The sequence below is a fragment of the Pantoea sp. CFCC18177 genome (genome assembly GCF_059412425.1).
In genome coordinates, this window is sequence record NZ_JBNBPL010000010.1 from 130,776 (window position 1) to 146,579 (window position 15,804).

The 15,804-nt window shown below is 48.4% G+C and carries 15 protein-coding genes, 1 tRNA gene and 2 pseudogenes; 4 read left to right on the plus strand and 14 right to left on the minus strand.

The window, feature by feature from the left end:
- Positions 1-2 precede the first annotated feature (2 nt).
- The 9 genes from ACPUC8_RS12890 to ACPUC8_RS12930 form a co-directional block, all read right to left on the minus strand.
- Complete coding sequence (locus ACPUC8_RS12890; protein ID WP_039330553.1) at positions 3-398, minus strand: hypothetical protein; 396 nt, start codon at positions 396-398, stop codon at positions 3-5.
- Positions 383-1,702 (minus strand): phosphatase PAP2/dual specificity phosphatase family protein, encoded by a 1,320-nt coding sequence (locus tag ACPUC8_RS12895; protein WP_039330554.1) that lies wholly within the window; start codon positions 1,700-1,702, stop codon positions 383-385. The genes ACPUC8_RS12890 and ACPUC8_RS12895 overlap by 16 nt, the downstream gene beginning before the upstream one ends.
- Positions 1,695-3,458 carry a bifunctional alpha/beta hydrolase/class I SAM-dependent methyltransferase gene (locus ACPUC8_RS12900; protein WP_039330555.1) on the minus strand — a complete coding sequence of 588 codons (1,764 nt, stop codon included), beginning with the start codon at positions 3,456-3,458 and terminating at the stop codon, positions 1,695-1,697. Before ACPUC8_RS12900 ends, ACPUC8_RS12895 begins: the two co-directional genes overlap by 8 nt.
- On the minus strand, positions 3,455-4,087 hold the full coding sequence (locus ACPUC8_RS12905) for a lysophospholipid acyltransferase family protein (RefSeq protein WP_039330556.1): 633 nt from the start codon (positions 4,085-4,087) through the stop codon (positions 3,455-3,457). Before ACPUC8_RS12905 ends, ACPUC8_RS12900 begins: the two co-directional genes overlap by 4 nt.
- A 9-nt stretch (positions 4,088-4,096) precedes the next feature.
- Positions 4,097-5,026 (minus strand): phosphatidate cytidylyltransferase, encoded by a 930-nt coding sequence (locus ACPUC8_RS12910; RefSeq protein ID WP_039330557.1) that lies wholly within the window; start codon positions 5,024-5,026, stop codon positions 4,097-4,099.
- Positions 5,019-5,621, minus strand: coding sequence for a CDP-alcohol phosphatidyltransferase family protein (locus ACPUC8_RS12915; protein ID WP_039330558.1), 603 nt, complete (start codon positions 5,619-5,621; stop codon positions 5,019-5,021). The genes ACPUC8_RS12910 and ACPUC8_RS12915 overlap by 8 nt, the downstream gene beginning before the upstream one ends.
- 30 nt (positions 5,622-5,651) lie before the next feature.
- The gene (locus tag ACPUC8_RS12920) at positions 5,652-5,816 is read right to left on the minus strand and encodes a hypothetical protein (protein ID WP_418903604.1); all 165 of its coding nucleotides are present in this window, start codon (positions 5,814-5,816) and stop codon (positions 5,652-5,654) included.
- A 63-nt stretch (positions 5,817-5,879) separates the two neighbouring features.
- The gene (locus ACPUC8_RS12925) at positions 5,880-6,215 is read right to left on the minus strand and encodes a DotU family type IV/VI secretion system protein (RefSeq protein ID WP_039330595.1); all 336 of its coding nucleotides are present in this window, start codon (positions 6,213-6,215) and stop codon (positions 5,880-5,882) included.
- Positions 6,216-6,700: 485 nt separating this feature from the next.
- The gene (locus ACPUC8_RS12930; protein WP_039330559.1) at positions 6,701-7,582 is read right to left on the minus strand and encodes an alpha/beta hydrolase; all 882 of its coding nucleotides are present in this window, start codon (positions 7,580-7,582) and stop codon (positions 6,701-6,703) included.
- 102 nt (positions 7,583-7,684) lie between these two features.
- Between ACPUC8_RS12930 and ACPUC8_RS12935 the strand changes: the two genes are divergently transcribed.
- Together ACPUC8_RS12935 and ACPUC8_RS12940 are read left to right on the plus strand one after the other, a co-directional pair.
- Positions 7,685-8,596, plus strand: coding sequence for a LysR family transcriptional regulator (locus tag ACPUC8_RS12935; protein ID WP_039330560.1), 912 nt, complete (start codon positions 7,685-7,687; stop codon positions 8,594-8,596).
- 34 nt (positions 8,597-8,630) lie between these two features.
- Positions 8,631-8,984 carry a hypothetical protein gene (locus ACPUC8_RS12940; RefSeq protein WP_039330596.1) on the plus strand — a complete coding sequence of 118 codons (354 nt, stop codon included), beginning with the start codon at positions 8,631-8,633 and terminating at the stop codon, positions 8,982-8,984.
- Between the two features lie 75 nt (positions 8,985-9,059).
- Here the strand turns inward: ACPUC8_RS12940 and ACPUC8_RS12945 are convergent, their stop codons facing one another.
- Complete coding sequence (locus tag ACPUC8_RS12945) at positions 9,060-9,998, minus strand: COG2958 family protein (protein ID WP_039330561.1); 939 nt, start codon at positions 9,996-9,998, stop codon at positions 9,060-9,062.
- Between the two features lie 190 nt (positions 9,999-10,188).
- On the opposite strand from ACPUC8_RS12945, the gene ACPUC8_RS12950 reads away from it, so the two are divergent.
- On the plus strand, positions 10,189-11,061 hold the full coding sequence (locus ACPUC8_RS12950) for a phosphorothioated DNA-binding restriction endonuclease (protein ID WP_039330562.1): 873 nt from the start codon (positions 10,189-10,191) through the stop codon (positions 11,059-11,061).
- A 53-nt stretch (positions 11,062-11,114) separates the two neighbouring features.
- Positions 11,115-11,828, plus strand: a pseudogene (locus ACPUC8_RS12955) (M48 family metallopeptidase).
- Between the two features lie 45 nt (positions 11,829-11,873).
- Here ACPUC8_RS12955 and ACPUC8_RS12960 read toward each other — a convergent pair.
- The 4 genes and pseudogenes from ACPUC8_RS12960 to ACPUC8_RS12975 all read right to left on the minus strand — a co-directional run bounded on the left by ACPUC8_RS12960 (position 11,874) and on the right by ACPUC8_RS12975 (position 15,737).
- On the minus strand, positions 11,874-13,355 hold the full coding sequence (locus ACPUC8_RS12960; protein WP_039330563.1) for an N-6 DNA methylase: 1,482 nt from the start codon (positions 13,353-13,355) through the stop codon (positions 11,874-11,876).
- Positions 13,348-13,950, minus strand: coding sequence for a restriction endonuclease subunit S (locus ACPUC8_RS12965; protein WP_039330564.1), 603 nt, complete (start codon positions 13,948-13,950; stop codon positions 13,348-13,350). The genes ACPUC8_RS12960 and ACPUC8_RS12965 overlap by 8 nt, the downstream gene beginning before the upstream one ends.
- A 797-nt stretch (positions 13,951-14,747) precedes the next feature.
- Positions 14,748-15,056, minus strand: a pseudogene (locus ACPUC8_RS12970) (Arm DNA-binding domain-containing protein); the annotation flags it as partial.
- 604 nt (positions 15,057-15,660) lie between these two features.
- A tRNA-Arg gene (locus tag ACPUC8_RS12975) sits at positions 15,661-15,737 on the minus strand.
- Between the last annotated feature and the right edge of the window lie 67 nt (positions 15,738-15,804).

Genomic DNA, 15,804 nt, shown 5'->3' on the forward strand with positions numbered 1-15,804 from the left:
ACCTACTCAACCAGCGCCAGATACAACACAGAACAGAGTGAAACCAGCCACAGCACCAGCAGTGAGAGCATTGCCCGGTAAAAAATAACTCTTGTTCCGCGCAGGCGATCAGTCAGAGAACGCGGGCGGGCGAATTTTTTCGGCCACAGCTGTGCCATGCCATGGTCAAACTCAGCGAGATCGTCTTCGTTGTTGAGTAATGCGAAGAGCCGTTCATCCAGCCATAAACGCCAGCAGTAGGAGTGGGTGACGAAAAACAACATCATTAAAGGCAGGCTCAGCGCGGAGTAGAAAAGATTGAGTATCAGCGCCAGCGGTGGCAGTGTCAGAGCGGCAAAGTAGCGCCAGCTCGACAGATGAATTTGCACAATCCGCTTAGTCATCATGCTTTCTGACATGGCTGTTCCTTGCTGAATGCTTCCAGAGTGGCAATGTGTACAGGCGTGAGAACAATCTGCGGACGTCGGGAAGTGACGAGTGCAACGGCCTGGTCGGCAGAAGAAGCATGCCCTTCAGCCAGCAGCCACGCCGCAACCACTGTGGCACTGCGCGATAACCCCAGAGCGCAGCAAACCAGCACCCTGTCATGTGCCTGACGTAGCTGCTGTAGCTGTCTTACTGCAATGCGCAAATGCTGAATGTCTGGCACCAGCAGATCCATTAAGGGATAGGACTGCCAGCACTGTTCACCTCGCTCGCCCTTGTGGAATTCTGCTGTCAGGTCAAAAACAGCAATATCCCGCTCTGCCTTGCCCGGAAATCTGCCCAGCGATACGCCAGCGGCAATCTCATTACTTTGCGCTGTATGCCGGGAAAACCAGCGGCGGGAAATTTTTGCACCTGCCAGGTAAGGCAGAAGTAGCAAGCGTGCGGAGAGAGATAAGTTGCCGTGGCTGTTTTTCTGGAACACCGTCACGCCCAATCCGGCATAGCCCGCAGCCACTGTCAGTAGTGCTAAGGCAGGCCACAGCAGCCAATAACCACAGGGAATCGCTGTTCCTGCCAGTAAAAACAGCATGCCACCGAGGCAGTATTTACTCGCAAGACGTCGCGCGTGCCGTGTTGGCCGCTGCCAGCGCCATTCTCCTTCAATCGGAATGACATAGCTGATGATGATTGCAACTACCATTCCGCTAATCACATCAATGAAATGGTGTTGCCAGGTCGTCAGAACGGAAACGGCAATCAGCAGGAACCAACAGCATGAAACGATTCTCGCATGGCGATTCAGATGCTGGTGAAAGCGTAACCAGAGCAACCAGGTCAGGATGATGTGCAGTGAAGGAGCTTGATTATAGGGCAAATCGAACTGTTCAAGCTGGCGGAACAGCCAGCCGAAAGCACCCTGGGTTTCCGGGCGCGTGAAGGTAAACTTCAGCGGGAAAAGCAAAAACGCAGCACACGCCACCAGCGATGCCGCAAGCAGGCGACAACCGTGACGCATCAGCTCCTGTCTTGAGGTACAGATGAACAGTGAAATGCCGTATAGCAGGTCAATGCTCCAGTAAGGCACGATAGTCCAGGGAATAAACGGGATCGCATGCTCCCAGCCAAATACCAGGCTGCCCACATCGTCGCGAGTCGCGGTAAAGGTATTCACCTGCCCATAGCTCAGAAAAAACAGCGGCCCCAGCAGCATCAGCCAGCCAAGCCCCTGTTTCCAGGGGCTGTAAGGGCGTTGTGTCAGCAACGATTCAGTCATGCTGTTTTCTTACCGCCAGCGACACGGTAAAGATGCCAAACTCATCAATCAGTTGGTGGCATTTCTCAAATCCAGCTTCTTCGACCAGCGTATCCATCTCTCTCTGGCTGCGTACACGCATCAGCCAGGGAATGCCGTTTTGATGGCTGGTTAAGGTCCATGCGATGGTTTTCAGCTGCGGATGCCACGGCTGTCCGGTATAAACCAGCACACCACCTGGCGGAATGGCTACTGCCAAACCGGCCAGCGACGTTTTTATTAGCTGGTTGCTGGGGAACAGTTCATAGAGACCTGAAACGATGCCCAGCGTCGGCGCAGGCGCGAGTGTAGCGAGCGAGTCATAATCAAAGGCATTGCCTTTATTGAACTGCGCGAGATGGCCTAATTGACGCGCTTCAATCATCGCCTGGCCTTTTTCCACATTCAGATCGCTGTAATCACGCAGCAGGATGCTTTCAATTCCCGGTTGCTTCTCCAGCGCATCAAGAACGTAGCGGCCATGTCCAGCGGCAATATCGACCACGCGAACCGGTAAATTGTGCTCTTGCAGTTTTGCTACGGCTTGCGCAATCACCTGCTGGATATTTTCTTTGCGCACGCGGATGCCGCGCCAGCCAATGCTGTTGAGATACTGTCTGTCGATAATGCGACCAACAATGCCGGTGCCTTCAGCCGTATTGCGGTAGACATAATCCAGCGTGCTGCCAGAATCAAAGCCGGTTTCATATCCCAGGCGCATGCCTTTAGATAGCCTGCCAATGGTTTTCATGCCAAAACTCAGCGCAGCGTAGGACATGCCTTGTGGTGAGCAGCGTTTAGGTGGGGCCTGCAATTCTCGGTACGCATCAGCGCCCGGGCTCCACTGATCTTCATGGCTGTAATCGAAGGTGTAAGGAGCTGCGTTATAGAGCTGTTCGATAAACGGCTTCATTTTATCGAAGGCAAGCTGGCGATCCTTCTCGCCGAGCGTGTCGTGATAAAAGCCCGGCAGAATATGCTGCTCTTTAATGGCGCTGCGCAGCCCCTGATAGAATTTTTGCTGTGGTTTGGTGTGCACCACAAAATCATCGCCGGAAATCAGCAGTTGGGTGGGTACGGTGATAGCGGCAGAATCAGAAACAATGCGCTCCGCCGTTTTATACAGGTCCAGCAGAATATTCACCGCAATCTGACGAGTGATGAGTTTATCCTGCTCAAAGCTTCTGATTCGCTCAGGATCGTGGCTGAGAAATTTTCCCTTCACGTAAGAGTTCACGTAAAACAGGCCGCGAATGCGTTGCAGCAACCCCAAGCCCGTGCGCGCGAAAGGCACATACAGCTTCACTTTAAACGCGGGAGATGCCAGCACCATGCCACGAATTTTAGGCGCATAATCATGTACCCAGGTAGCGACCAGCACTGCGCCGACGCTTTGCGCAATCACAACAATGTCTTCAATACTCACCTGTGCCTGCTCAGCCACAAAGCGGACAAACTCATCGACGTCCTGCACTGAACGAGCAAGGCTCGGGCTGTAACCACGCTCTCCCGGCGAATGGCCGTGCCCACGTGCATCCCAGGCGTAAAAATGGGCATCCGGCATCAGCAACTCATCGACAACATGCTGTAAACGTCCTGAGTGCTCATGCCCGCGATGAAATAGCACAATCACTTTTTTGCTCTGCGCATCCTGCGCGGGCCAGTGGCGAAAATAGAGTGATTCACCGTCGCTGGTTGAAAAAGATCCTTCCTGAAATAAACGTGCTTCCCGGCTCATGGTAGTTTCCTTGTAGCTTGCTGTTGTAATTCGACAAAACGATTTAATAACGCGGTTTTAAATTCGGCCTTGTTGTCCTGATAGCGCACAGGATCGTCGATATAAATATCGATAAAAAACGGCACTGGTATTTTCTGGCCTTTGCCCATTGAGCGATCCAGCCCGTGCATATAGACAGGAACGATGGGCACATCCGGGCACTGCTGGCTGAGATGCCACAGGCCTGATTTTATTTCTGACAGTTTCCCCGGCTCACCGCGCGTGCCCTCCGGGAAAATAATGACGATTTTCTTTTCCGCCAGCGCATCAACGCAGGCCTGCAACGGATTGGCCTGATGCGCCCCGCGATACACCGGGATAATGCCAATCACCTTGAGTGCGAACCAACCCACCACTCTGTTTTTCAGAAAGTAATCGGCGGCAGCAACCGGCTGTACGTCCACCAGCGTCGAAAGCGGAAACAGCGTGAACAACGTCAGTACATCCAGATGACTGTTGTGATTCGCCACAATAATTGCCGGTCCTGTTTTCGGCAGTTTCTTACGGTTAGCAACGGCGACACCCAGCCAAATCCACACCACCGGGTAAGCGATGCAAAGGGTAAAGATCCAGCGCAGCATTCGGTTCATGAGCGCCTCTTACACGTAGAAGTAGTAATAGAAGTGGAAGAACAGCGGTGCGGTGTAGATGAGCGAATCGAGGCGATCCAGAATACCGCCGTGTCCGGGCAGCAATTTTCCTGAATCCTTCACACCAAAGTCGCGTTTGATCGCCGACATCACAACATCGCCGCAAAAGCCGCTGGCACCAATAATCAACCCGGCACCCAGCGAGTGGAGATAACTCATTGGTGTGAGCAGTGGGCCAAGAATCACCGCCAGCAGCATGGTGGTGAGGATGCCGCCCAGCAGACCGGCCAGCGTTTTATTCGGGCTGACTTTGGGCGTCACTCTGATCCTGCCCAGCGATTTTCCCCATAGATACTGGGCAATATCATTCAGCTCAGTCAGCGCAACGAGGAAGAACACCAGCAGCGCACCGGCGCTGGCGTCAGAACCGGGTAAAGTCATCAGGTAAGCGACGTGGCTCAGAGCGAACACGGTGGTCATCATGCCCCAGTGCATCACCGATGCTGAGTGCAGAAAACCTTTGGTATCACCGGCAATCACCATGCGAGCAGGCAGGAACAGGAAGACGTAAACCGGGATAAAGATGATGAACATGCCGTACCAGGCCATGCCGGTCCAGAGGTATTGAACCGGGATGGCGGCATACATCCACAGCAGCGGCATACTGTCCGAACGTCGCGTGGGGGCCAGCGTCAGATACTCTTTTAACGACAGGAAGCTGATGAAGCCGAAAAAGGTTAGCGCCAGCCATTTAGGAGACAGCATTGCCAGCGAAAACAGGCAGATAATTACCCACCAGCTATTAACGCGCTGCTGCAATTCCAGCCAGTTGCGCTGCGGGCGGCATTTTCTCAGCACAAAAATAATCAGCGTCGCCAGAATAAGTATGGCGAAGATGCCACCCAGGCAGTAATAAAGCACTTGTCTGGAATCAGCCATTTTTCGCCTCCATCGCACAGCGGCAGCGGTTCAGACTGGTCCAGCACAGCAACAGGGCGGCGATGGCAAACAGTGCGTTAGCGTAGCCGATATATTGCGGCCACAGCGCAATCACCAGACCGAGAGCACCGAAGAGGAATGCACGATCGCTTTTTCCCAACGGACCACGATAACTGCGGATGCCGTTCAGCGTCTGACACATCACACCGCAGAATTCGCTCAACCAGGAAAGCAGCACGACCAACACTACCAACCACGGCGAGATACCTGTAACAAACGCAAAAGCCAGATACAGTGCGGCGTCAGAGATAATGTCACCGACCTCGTTGAGGATTGCTCCAACGATAGATTGCTGATTGAACTCTCGGGCTAACATGCCATCAATGGCGTTTAACGCCATGCGGAAAAACAGGAAGATAGGCAAGGTGATAAAAAAGCGCGGATCGGGGAAACACATCAACAGTGCGCCCAGTACCACAGAGGTCAGCATGGCAAACAACGTTACCTGATTCGCAGTGATACCCTGCGCATGTAACCTGACAACCAGCGGTCTTAATAAATTCTGAAACTTCGGTTTTATATCGTATAGCGTCACTTTGTGGCTTCTGCCGTAAAAATTGAAAAGTTACTTCAATAGTTCCAAATTCAGGGTGTTATCCCTCACTTCAATGGTGCGCGGTGAGTCCGGATCAAGCTCCTCGCGGCTCAGCACCTGTTTCCATGTGCCGCGATCCCTGTCAGGCTGGCGGAACAAGCCCACGACCGCGACGAACTGCGCCAGCTCCTTCATTGGCATGTCCAGCTTAACGGCGGCTTTTACTCCCGCAGGCTCTATAGGCAACTGTTTAATGCGTTAGTAGAAATGCTCGCCACCATTAAGATGCCCAAGAAAGTGCCCCTGCAAAGGTGTGCGCCTCCACCAGGCTGAAATATCAGCTTCCGGAATAGTCATGATCAGTTCGTCGAGGAAGACGCAGTGCGCAAATTTGATTTCTTCGCAGAGAGGGCCTGGCGCACCGGCTGTATTGAGTTGGTCCTGGACCTGTTGGACCATGCTGAAGCAACGCTGGTAGAGCGCATCATCAACGGTGATGGATTGTCCGTTTCGGACAGCAAGCGCTAGCAGCCAGGTATCCTGCATTAGCGTATCGAGGGTAGAAATTGTTATATGAGAATCTTGAGAAATCATTGGCACCATCCTGGTGTTATCTGAGCGTTGATAATCCGTTTACGCTGTAGAAGTTTTAAGGGTTAAGACTGTTTGCATTAGCCTCTGCGGTGGCTGAAAGATGACTCCCATAGCCTTTATCCACTGCTAACCTTCATAACCACACTGGCAGCGATACTATTACTTAGCGTGACAGTCGATCAAGTGAACAGTATGAAAATCTGATCTAAGTCGAATTTATGCACTAAAAATTAGATCCAATTAATTATTTATTTTTGTGCGGACTACAGCCCTGTCCTGCCCCAACATTGTTAGCCTGAGCAGAATTGCTGAAGCTCCTCTGCGTAGCAGAAAGGGCCGAGTTTCATCTGATTGCTTACTATGAGCAAAGAGAAGTGACGGTACCCAAATGGCAACCGGACGCAAAACGTAGGTAGGTTCCAATACAGCGAATCGAGTAGCTTTTAACAAGGGTGGTGTTATAGGGCCGAGTCGACCCTCACGAATTAATGGCGATGAATAAATGCCGCCGCTGTATCCAACGCATGACACGCGGCATCCAACTGGTTATCCCGCTGGAACACGTGATGCATACCATCATAAATATCCAGTTGCACCGCATCGCCTGATTTCGCGACTTTGCTCGCCAGACGAGTAGCATCATCCAGCAGCAGTTCCTCGCTCCCAACCTGAATTAACAAGGGTGGCAATGCAGCAGGATTTGCGAACAGCGGCGATGCACGTTGATCTTGCGCATCATGGCCCTGCAAATAGCCTTTGGCGGCATCCTGCAGTATTGCGGGCTGGAAAATCGGATCGCTCATCTCTGGATCGTTAAACGATGCACCGCTAAACGTCAGATCGGTCCAGGGCGAAAACACCACCACCGAGCGGATGCTGGCTGCCAGATGTGGATATTGCAGCGCCACCAATGCCAACGCCCCACCCGCAGAATCCCCTACCAGGGTGATCTGCGTGATCCCGCTGCTGATGAGTCCTTCCAGCACTTCAACCACCTTTTCCGGTGCCGCCGGGAAAGGATGTTCCGGTGCCAACGGATAGTCCAGCACAAAGGTTGAGTAGCCAGTACGGGCCGCCAGTTGACTGGCAAAGCCGCGATACGCCTGCGCACTCCCCAGCATATAAGCGCCACCGTGAATGAATACGATCACGCGTTCGCTATGCGTGGCCTGAGGATGCAGCCACCAACCCGAGGCATCGGTTTGTTCCATGCGCACACCTTCTGCCAGCGGCGTTTGGGCGCACATCGCGTCATAGTATTCACGCATCGAACCCGTAAAGTTACTGCGATGTTCCTGCAGTTCAGCCAGCGATTGTGCGACCTGCTGACGGTCATGCGCGGTTAAGGGATGTCTGGTCATGTTCATGATGTTATCCAACGTGTTTGGGTGTGGAGCCACGTTAAGCCATTCCCATTTCGGCAACTAGCTGGCTTAATGGAATACCATCTATTCCAGACTGGACTTCATATGGACCGACTTGATGCCATCCGACTGTTTTTGCGCGTAGTAGAGTGCGGCAGCTTTTCCACCGCTGCCAAAGAAGCGGGCGTCGGCCAGTCTGCCGTCAGTAAACAGGTTGCCGCGCTGGAGGGCCAGTTCAAACAGCAACTCCTGAAGCGATCATCCCGAGGCATCGCCTTAACCGAGGCAGGCAAAGCCTTCTATGACGGCGCACTGCGCCTGCGCGATGAGTTTGAGCAGTTGGAAACCCGCGTAAAATTCGGTGCGGATGAGGCGGCAGGCACGCTACGCATCTCCGTCGCGCCGGTGTTTGGTCGCTTCTATATCGTGCCGCGCTTACCCGCCCTGCTGGAACGCCATCCGGCTCTTAACATCGAACTGCGTGTCTCTGAACGGCATGTGAATTTGATAGAAGAGAATATCGATGTCGCCATCCGGCACGGCGAACTGCAAGATTCGGCGCTGACACAACGCAAGCTGGCGGAAAGTCCGCTGATCACGCTCGCGAGCCCGGAATACCTTGCGAAGCATGGTGCACCCACCTCACCTGCTGAGTTAAGCGGACATCAATGCATTGCCTTCAATGGCGGACGCGGTGTGCATCCGTGGCGGTTTTTGGATGGGCATGGAAAACCGTTTACGCTGATGCCTCAAGGACGATTTCAGAGCAATGACGGCGAACAGCAACGTGCTGCTGCATTAGCTGGCATGGGTATTACTCAGTTTCCGGCGTGGCTTGCAGGACCGGATTTGGCCTCTGGCGCGTTGGTGCCGGTGTTAAGGGAGTTTGCGGTGGGGTCGATGTCGATTAGTGCAGTCTTCGCGACAAAGCAGATGACGAACAGTAAGGTGAGAGTGTTTGTGGAGTATTTGCTGGGGACGTTGCGGGAAGATTTGCCGTCGGGGGTTGGGGATTGAAAATGGGGGATGGAGAATGAATCGGGAGGTGAGCGTGGAACCCACATTGCAGCAGGTGATTGATTTTGTGCGTGAGATCTCAGGGGATGTTAAGTCGGTGATTACCGAGGAGACTCGGCTGGAAGCGGATTTGGGGATTGCAGGGGACGATGGAGTTGAGCTGCAGGAAGAGGCTGAGAAGCGGTTTGGGGTTTCGTTTGTGACTGAGGGGAGATCGTTTAAGGAAACGTTTAGGCTGGGGGAGAATGAGTATCTTTTTACTGCTGAGGGGCTGGATTTATTCGGGGTGGGTCGGTTGATTGGGTGGTTGAAGAAGGAGCCGCGGGCGGTGGTGCGGGATTTGACGGTTGGGGAGCTGTGGCGGGTGTTGAGGGGAGCGAATGTTTAAAACAATTCATGAAGTTCAAACCTAATAGCGATCTCGCAAATTTGGGGTCGCTATTAGAATTCTGGTCAATTTGGTTTATTTATTCCACAAAGTTCTATGTACTTTACCTGTTTGGTGATACTCAGCCACAAGATCGATAAACTCCTTAAAATCAAAGTTCTCTTCTACCAATCGGTTAACTGATTGCCAGTCGATACTGGTTCGTTCACGTGCCGGGATGAGCGTCTGGCTGTTCCCCGGATCTTGTGGGTTCAGCAGGATCACACCAATACCATGCAGCGCGCAAAGCATCTGTAGTTCCCGTTCCACTCCACGCTGCTTATCTTCATTAATCTCTGTAGCAACGAGATAACCAAAATGCGCCCAGCTTGAATTACTCACTGCCTGAAAGAAGCACTCACGCACGTTACTTCGATTAAGCTGGCGTTTTACTTCAAAAGACCATAACCGGGTCAAACGGCCCTCGCTATGGCGAACGCAGTTTTGTACAACTGTATCCCAGCCTTTATCCAGAGGCTGCAGCGCAACAATATCGGGATAAAGCCAATGATTTGCTCCCAGCCCTTTGTTATTGCTCGAACGCTTTTCATCGATACGGCGACAAAGTAACTCTTCTTCTTCCGACAGATACTCAATCAGTAATGGATAAAGCGCATGTTCAGTAAAACTCATTGTTTGTACTGAAGGTACTGGTGTCATGTCAGAGAGTGGCATTATTTGATTAGTCTCAACAAGATCCTCGCCCCAGTAGTATAATCTTGGCCTAGGCTTATCCCTTGTCATCACTTGCGGGCACATAGCTTTAGCTTTCACTGTTCGGCTTCCCCCGACTTCCGCAGTGATCTGATCCAGAAAGTCCTCATCACTGGCGAAGCGCGTATTTTTGCGTTTTTCAGACAACTCATCTTTATAAATTTCGATGATTTTTTGCGCCAGCTGGCGAGCAGTGAACTGCTTGCCGGGATTAGCTTGCAACACGTTGATAATCATCTGGGGACGACTGGTTTTTAACATGCCTTTATTCCTCATCAGCACCTGCAACGCTGATGTTTTATTGAGTAACTCCTGTCAACGCCACAGTATACATTCACTAAGCTACAGAACCATGCTCGGTATCCACCTCTCTATTTTTAATGGACAATCATTGAATTACATTTTCTTTGCGAGCATGATCGCACCAACTTGAACCTCTTAACCTTCGGCTATGATCTCACGTAAAGCTTTGCAAACGGCAATTTCAAATGTGGCTATCTGGCGCAAGGACGATCAGTGTGCGCCGCATAAACCCCTGCTGTTGCTTTATGTTCTATCTCAATACCTGAAAGGTCATTCCCGACTCTTCGATTACGGACAAGAGATCCACGAACCGCTGATAAAATTGCTGGCTGACTTCGGCCCTAAGCGTCGTGACTACTATCCAAATATGCCTTTTTGGCGTTTGAGAAACGACGGATTCTGGTCATTGGAAAATACGGAAGGATGCAAACCTCGCAAGGGCAATATTCAACCAACAAAACGTGAGCTGATTGAGAATCACGTTTCGGGTGGTTTTGACGAAAGCAGCTTCCAGATCCTTCGGGAAGCACCTGAAATGATCAATAAACTGGCGCTTCAGATCATGTCTGAGCGTTTCCCAGAAAGCCTTCAGATACTTATCGCAGACCGTCTTGGATTTGATTTTACCAGGCTGATGAAAGCACGCGATCCGCGTTTCAGGGAGATTGTATTAAGGGCCTATCACTCACGCTGCGCTATCTGTGGCTACGACTTACGACTTGATGGCGCACTTGTAGGACTGGAAGCGGCACATATTCGCTGGAAGCAATATGGCGGGCCGTGCGAAGTGAATAATGGACTAGCCCTGTGTTCCCTGCACCATTCAGCTTTTGATATGGGAGCGATAGGAATAGATGAACATATGACCATCCGAATTTCCGGAGGAGTAAACCGAAGCCAGGTGGTTGACCAGCTTTTCTGGCAGCGTGATGGGGAAAAACTTTTTTTGCCACGGGATAAAATTTTCTGGCCTGCAGAGCAATTTGTTGAATGGCACCAGACTCAAGTGTTTAAGAATTGAGCTTTTACACGAACCTGAATGGCCCTGGTGAAGGCACAGAAGGAGTATCGTTGATGCCATCGGTTACCTTTGGTGAGCTCGCTCTTGATTTGCAGCGTAAGCCAATCAAAAACTTGCATATCAGCGTACTTCCTCCGGATGGCCGAGTAAGAGTATCGGCCCCCGTCTCACTGTCAGATACAGCTATCAGGATGGCTGTTGTCAGAAGGCTTGTATGGATTCGACAGCAACAAGCACAATTTCAGGCACAGCCTCGATAGAGTGAGCGTGAAATGTGCAGTGGCGAGACCCACTATCTCTGGGGAAGAGGATATCGGCTGGATGTAGTTTTGGTAGATAAGTCTGCTGAAGTGAAACTTCAGGGTGGTTGGATACGCATGAAGGTACCTCCACATTACGACAAAGCCCAACGGGAAGCAGTTCTCAACCAATGGTATCGCGGTATTTTAAAACAAAGACTGCCTAAGTTAATGGCAAAATGGCAGCTAGAACTGAAGGTTGAAGCCAGGTTTGTAGGTATCAAGCGAATGAAAACTAAATGGGGTAGCTGTAACCCTCAATCTGCGCGGGTTTGGATCAATCTCGAATTGGTTAAAAAGCCTCCTGAATGCCTTGAATTCATTATGGTTCACGAACTCGTTCATTTACACGAACGTAAACATAACGAGCGCTTTATCGGACTGATGAACATGTATCTACCGAACTGGCGCGAGCACAGAGCTAAATTAAATAAGATGCCCTTGGCTTATAACCACTGGGGATATTGAAATGTAATCAGAAAATGGTTGATACTATTGCATCAACCATTTCCATCAATTATCAATAAAACCTTTCATTTCTCTTTCTAATTCATGCAATGTTGACAGTAGTTCTTCACGCTGTTGACGTAAGCTGTCAAGATCGATAAAAGCCTGTTCCTCATGCTTCTTAACATACCGAGATATATTTAAATTAAAATCATTTTCTTGTATTTCATCATAAGAAGCCACATGTGAAATATTGCCGACACTACTTCTTTCAAAGTAGCATTCTGATACCTTTACAATGATTTCATCTGTTATTAAATTGCGCCCCTTTAAGGGTTTAGCCAAATCAGATGCGTCAATAAACAAGACATCGGAGCTCTTTCTATCTTTCCTAAAAATCAAAATGGCGCTTGGTATGCCTGTCCCAGGAAGAAGCCTATCTGGTAGACCTATTACCGCATCCAATAATCCTTCATAAACTAATTTTTTCCTTATGTTCTCTTCTTGACCTCCACGGAACAATACTCCGTGAGATACAAGTATGGCCATTCTTCCCGTTGCATTCTTAAGCGTTGAAATCATGTGCAAAATAAAAGCATAATCACCCTTAGCATGAGGAGGGATACCTAAATTAAAACGTCCATAGACATCAAATATTAAATCATCATGATTCCAACCGCTAATATTTAACGGAGGGTTAGATGCAACCACATCAAACTTCATCAATTTATTATCAGAATCTAGGAGTTGCGGGTTAGAAATAACATCCCCCCACTCTATTCTGCTATTCATCTCATTATGCAGTAGCATATTTATTTTAGCCAAGGCCCAGCCTGATCTATTTACCTCTTGGCCAAACAATAGATAATCATTGCTTCCATAGGATTTTTTTATTTTTTCTCCGAATGCAATTAAAATAGAACCTGAACCGCAAATGGGATCACAAACTTTATCCCCCGGCTTTGGCTGCAGCAATTCTGCAATTAACCATGAAACACCTTCTGGAGTATAGAGTTCTGAGTTTCGGCCGTTAGAATCAGATGAAAACTTTTCAAAAAGATAACTACAAGCAAAATATATCTTATTAGCACCATCTTGCCTATAACTGAAATCCAATTCAGGACGTGCAAAAATAGTGAGTAAATCATAAAGCATTCGATCTCTTTCTGATCTTGTACCAAAGTTAACTGAAGCGAATTTTATAGACTCAAATAAATAATCGCCTCTACTTTGGCAAACCGAGTTAATAGCTTGATCAATTAATCTCAGCGAGTCATCAATTCTCTCTCCAATATAGCCACCATGATTCTTAGCCTCATGATATATTTTATAAAAACTTGCACCCTCTGGTACTCGAGAAACGATTACTAACAGCTCAGAATTGCTTTCATTAATTAAACTCTCCGCATAGTCATTCTTCATGTCAGAAATATATTTCAGTAACAACAATGGAAATATATAATCTTTGTAGGCAGACGAGTCAACCTTCCCTCTAAATATTTCGCAAGCAAGCCAAAGTGATTTCTGGACTGCCATCATTTCACTCATTTTCAAAACCTCCCCTATTAATAATATCTTCACATATAATATCGAATAGTACATCACCATTCTGAATTAGCGAATTATAGGTGACTTTTTGTTTAATCCAATTTCTATTTATCAAGCCAATCTTATCTTGTTCTTCCAATGTTGGAAGTTTAATATTCAGTTTTGAAACCGTTTTTGAATTAATTTTGCTAATATTAGTACCTTCACTCAAACTGTGAATGTGTTTACTTCCAGAAATAGAGTTTATATACCAATGTAAATAATGTGGTAGTATTAGATTTTCATTACATCTAATCACTGCTAATTGGTTGGACGTAATGATTGGTTTGCCTAGATTCCCTTCGATAATCCCAGCTGAAAACACAGGCCCCCTCAGACGTAATAAAATATCATGGGGGAAAAGATAATGTTTCTCAGGATTACCCTCAGGAATAACAGAAGTTAAAGCACCAAGATCTAAAATGCCGTCAAGTCCAATATCTTTCGTCTGGATAAGATAACAGGAGCCTTGCTCACCAGCATCTTGTATTGCCGATTTAAAGGGCATCCCTAAGCGGGTCTCAGCAACACTCTCTAATGTAACAATTTTATGCATAAGTAAGTTAGGTAGATTACTCTCCCTTTCCTCCAGTAGTTTTAAGCACAATCGAGTGTTTCCAATTCACATCCCCCACATGTACATCTAAATCCATCTGCAATGAGGAAAAGGAAAGCGCGTGTATCAGCATGACAATACAAGCCATATCCCCCCCCTTACTGATTGACTTTTTACGCAGGGATTGATATTTTTTCTCGTTCAATTTGTTAGGGTCTCTAATAGTGGTTTGGTTAGATTGTTTCGGGTAATTAGCAGCGGCAACTGCTATTTACTCCCTCTCTTATCCTAGGTAGTAGCGTCGTACTAGGTCAGTGAGAAGACTTTAACAGGTTACATAGAACTTACGCAATAGTAGCGCTGTACTACTTTATCAAGATATCATTGTCGCTCTGCATCATGGGATCATTAACTGCATGATTATTCTCATTTATATTGTAAATTCATGATGTAAAAATATTTTGGTGTTACTTTTCCAATATCAAACGGACTCACTCCTTTCTCCCGTTTCGCAGCAAAATAATCAGCTACCACGGCAGCACCTGTCTGCGTTCTTCCAAGTGCTCCGCCTTATGTATAAGCCGCCCACACTGAGCTACGCTCCTGATGACTCATCTGACACTTACTGCATCCCTCCATCACAATCCATATTCAATCTAAGAACTACACGCCATCATCCAGAAACTATACCCACATACTTCCGTTTTCGTGTCATACCCCATCACTCGTAAAGCCTTGTTCACCGTATTCTCACTCATGGGTTTGCGCGGATAGTAATGTCGTGGTCAACAAAAACTGGCCACCACTTTAAATGTTATCGCTTCCTGGTATTGTTCTACCTTGACGACTTTCTTATTTTCACTGGGATCAACTCCGTTAACTAACAGCTTATGGGCTACATCCCTGCTTGCCCGAGCATGTGCCACGACACTTCAGGATATTTCCCCAACGCCAGCATCTTTCTCCTTATCGCCAAAACGAGAACAAAATCGCCAGTATTTCGAGCCGTTAGGGTGAACCAACAACATCATGCAGTCGCCATCGGTAAGCTTATAGACTTTTTCTTCAGGCTTGGCTGTACAAACCTTCACATCACTCAGAGCCATGATGAGTATCCTCTCAAGGGTTCTGAGTGGGTACAAACATTATAGAACCGGGATATACCAGCATTTGTAATCGCATCAGTAAGTTGTGTAGATTGAATTAGGTTGAATGAAAAAACGTGAAAAGCCTTGCGGGGACTGGATTTTATGTATAAATAAAAAAAACCTCAGTTGCGGTCTATTTACATACTGTTGGTTCCGAAGCCCAGACTCGAACCGGCGCATATCATTCAAACTTTTTACGCAGCTAAGAGCCTTGAATGCAACACACAATCTCTGCTCATGATATCGGACATGGTTATAGTCCGTCGCATAAATGCTCATACTCTTTTCGCACAGTAGCCGTTAATACATTCCCAACAACCGTCTTTTGCGCCAGTTGTTCACCACAACAAATATGGGGATGCACTAAGTAGACATCAGCACAAATGTCGATAGAAAGCATTTATCTTTAAACAGGATCGTGAAAGTAGGAATTCCAATGTTCGCGCCATTAGTTTGGACAGCAGATAAAACCCGCCACAACCGATTATTATAAGAAATTATTTTTTGATATAAAAAATGAAAAGAAGAAAGTAGGTTGACTAGCAGAGAATTGACTTAAAAATGGCACGCCCTACAGGATTCGAACCTGTGACCTACGGCTTAGAAGGCCGGTGCTCTATCCAGCTGAGCTAAGGGCGCATAGTGGTTGCGTCGGATTATACGTTTGCACGCTCTGCCGTCAACGTTTTTGCCGTGCTGCGGCTCC

Excerpts from the sequence above, each read along its gene's own strand:
- ACPUC8_RS12890 (WP_039330553.1), bottom strand. The coding sequence starts at position 398 with ATGTCAGAAAGCATGATGACTAAGCGGATTGTGCAAATTCATCTGTCG.
- ACPUC8_RS12895 (WP_039330554.1), bottom strand. The coding sequence starts at position 1,702 with ATGACTGAATCGTTGCTGACACAACGCCCTTACAGCCCCTGGAAACAG.
- ACPUC8_RS12900 (WP_039330555.1), bottom strand. The coding sequence starts at position 3,458 with ATGAGCCGGGAAGCACGTTTATTTCAGGAAGGATCTTTTTCAACCAGC.
- ACPUC8_RS12905 (WP_039330556.1), bottom strand. The coding sequence starts at position 4,087 with ATGAACCGAATGCTGCGCTGGATCTTTACCCTTTGCATCGCTTACCCG.
- ACPUC8_RS12910 (WP_039330557.1), bottom strand. The coding sequence starts at position 5,026 with ATGGCTGATTCCAGACAAGTGCTTTATTACTGCCTGGGTGGCATCTTC.
- ACPUC8_RS12920 (WP_418903604.1), bottom strand. The coding sequence starts at position 5,816 with ATGAAGGAGCTGGCGCAGTTCGTCGCGGTCGTGGGCTTGTTCCGCCAG.
- ACPUC8_RS12925 (WP_039330595.1), bottom strand. The coding sequence starts at position 6,215 with ATGATTTCTCAAGATTCTCATATAACAATTTCTACCCTCGATACGCTA.
- ACPUC8_RS12930 (WP_039330559.1), bottom strand. The coding sequence starts at position 7,582 with ATGAACATGACCAGACATCCCTTAACCGCGCATGACCGTCAGCAGGTC.
- ACPUC8_RS12935 (WP_039330560.1), top strand. The coding sequence starts at position 7,685 with ATGGACCGACTTGATGCCATCCGACTGTTTTTGCGCGTAGTAGAGTGC.
- ACPUC8_RS12945 (WP_039330561.1), bottom strand. The coding sequence starts at position 9,998 with ATGTTAAAAACCAGTCGTCCCCAGATGATTATCAACGTGTTGCAAGCT.
- ACPUC8_RS12950 (WP_039330562.1), top strand. The coding sequence starts at position 10,189 with ATGATCTCACGTAAAGCTTTGCAAACGGCAATTTCAAATGTGGCTATC.
- ACPUC8_RS12960 (WP_039330563.1), bottom strand. The coding sequence starts at position 13,355 with ATGAGTGAAATGATGGCAGTCCAGAAATCACTTTGGCTTGCTTGCGAA.
- ACPUC8_RS12965 (WP_039330564.1), bottom strand. The coding sequence starts at position 13,950 with ATGCATAAAATTGTTACATTAGAGAGTGTTGCTGAGACCCGCTTAGGG.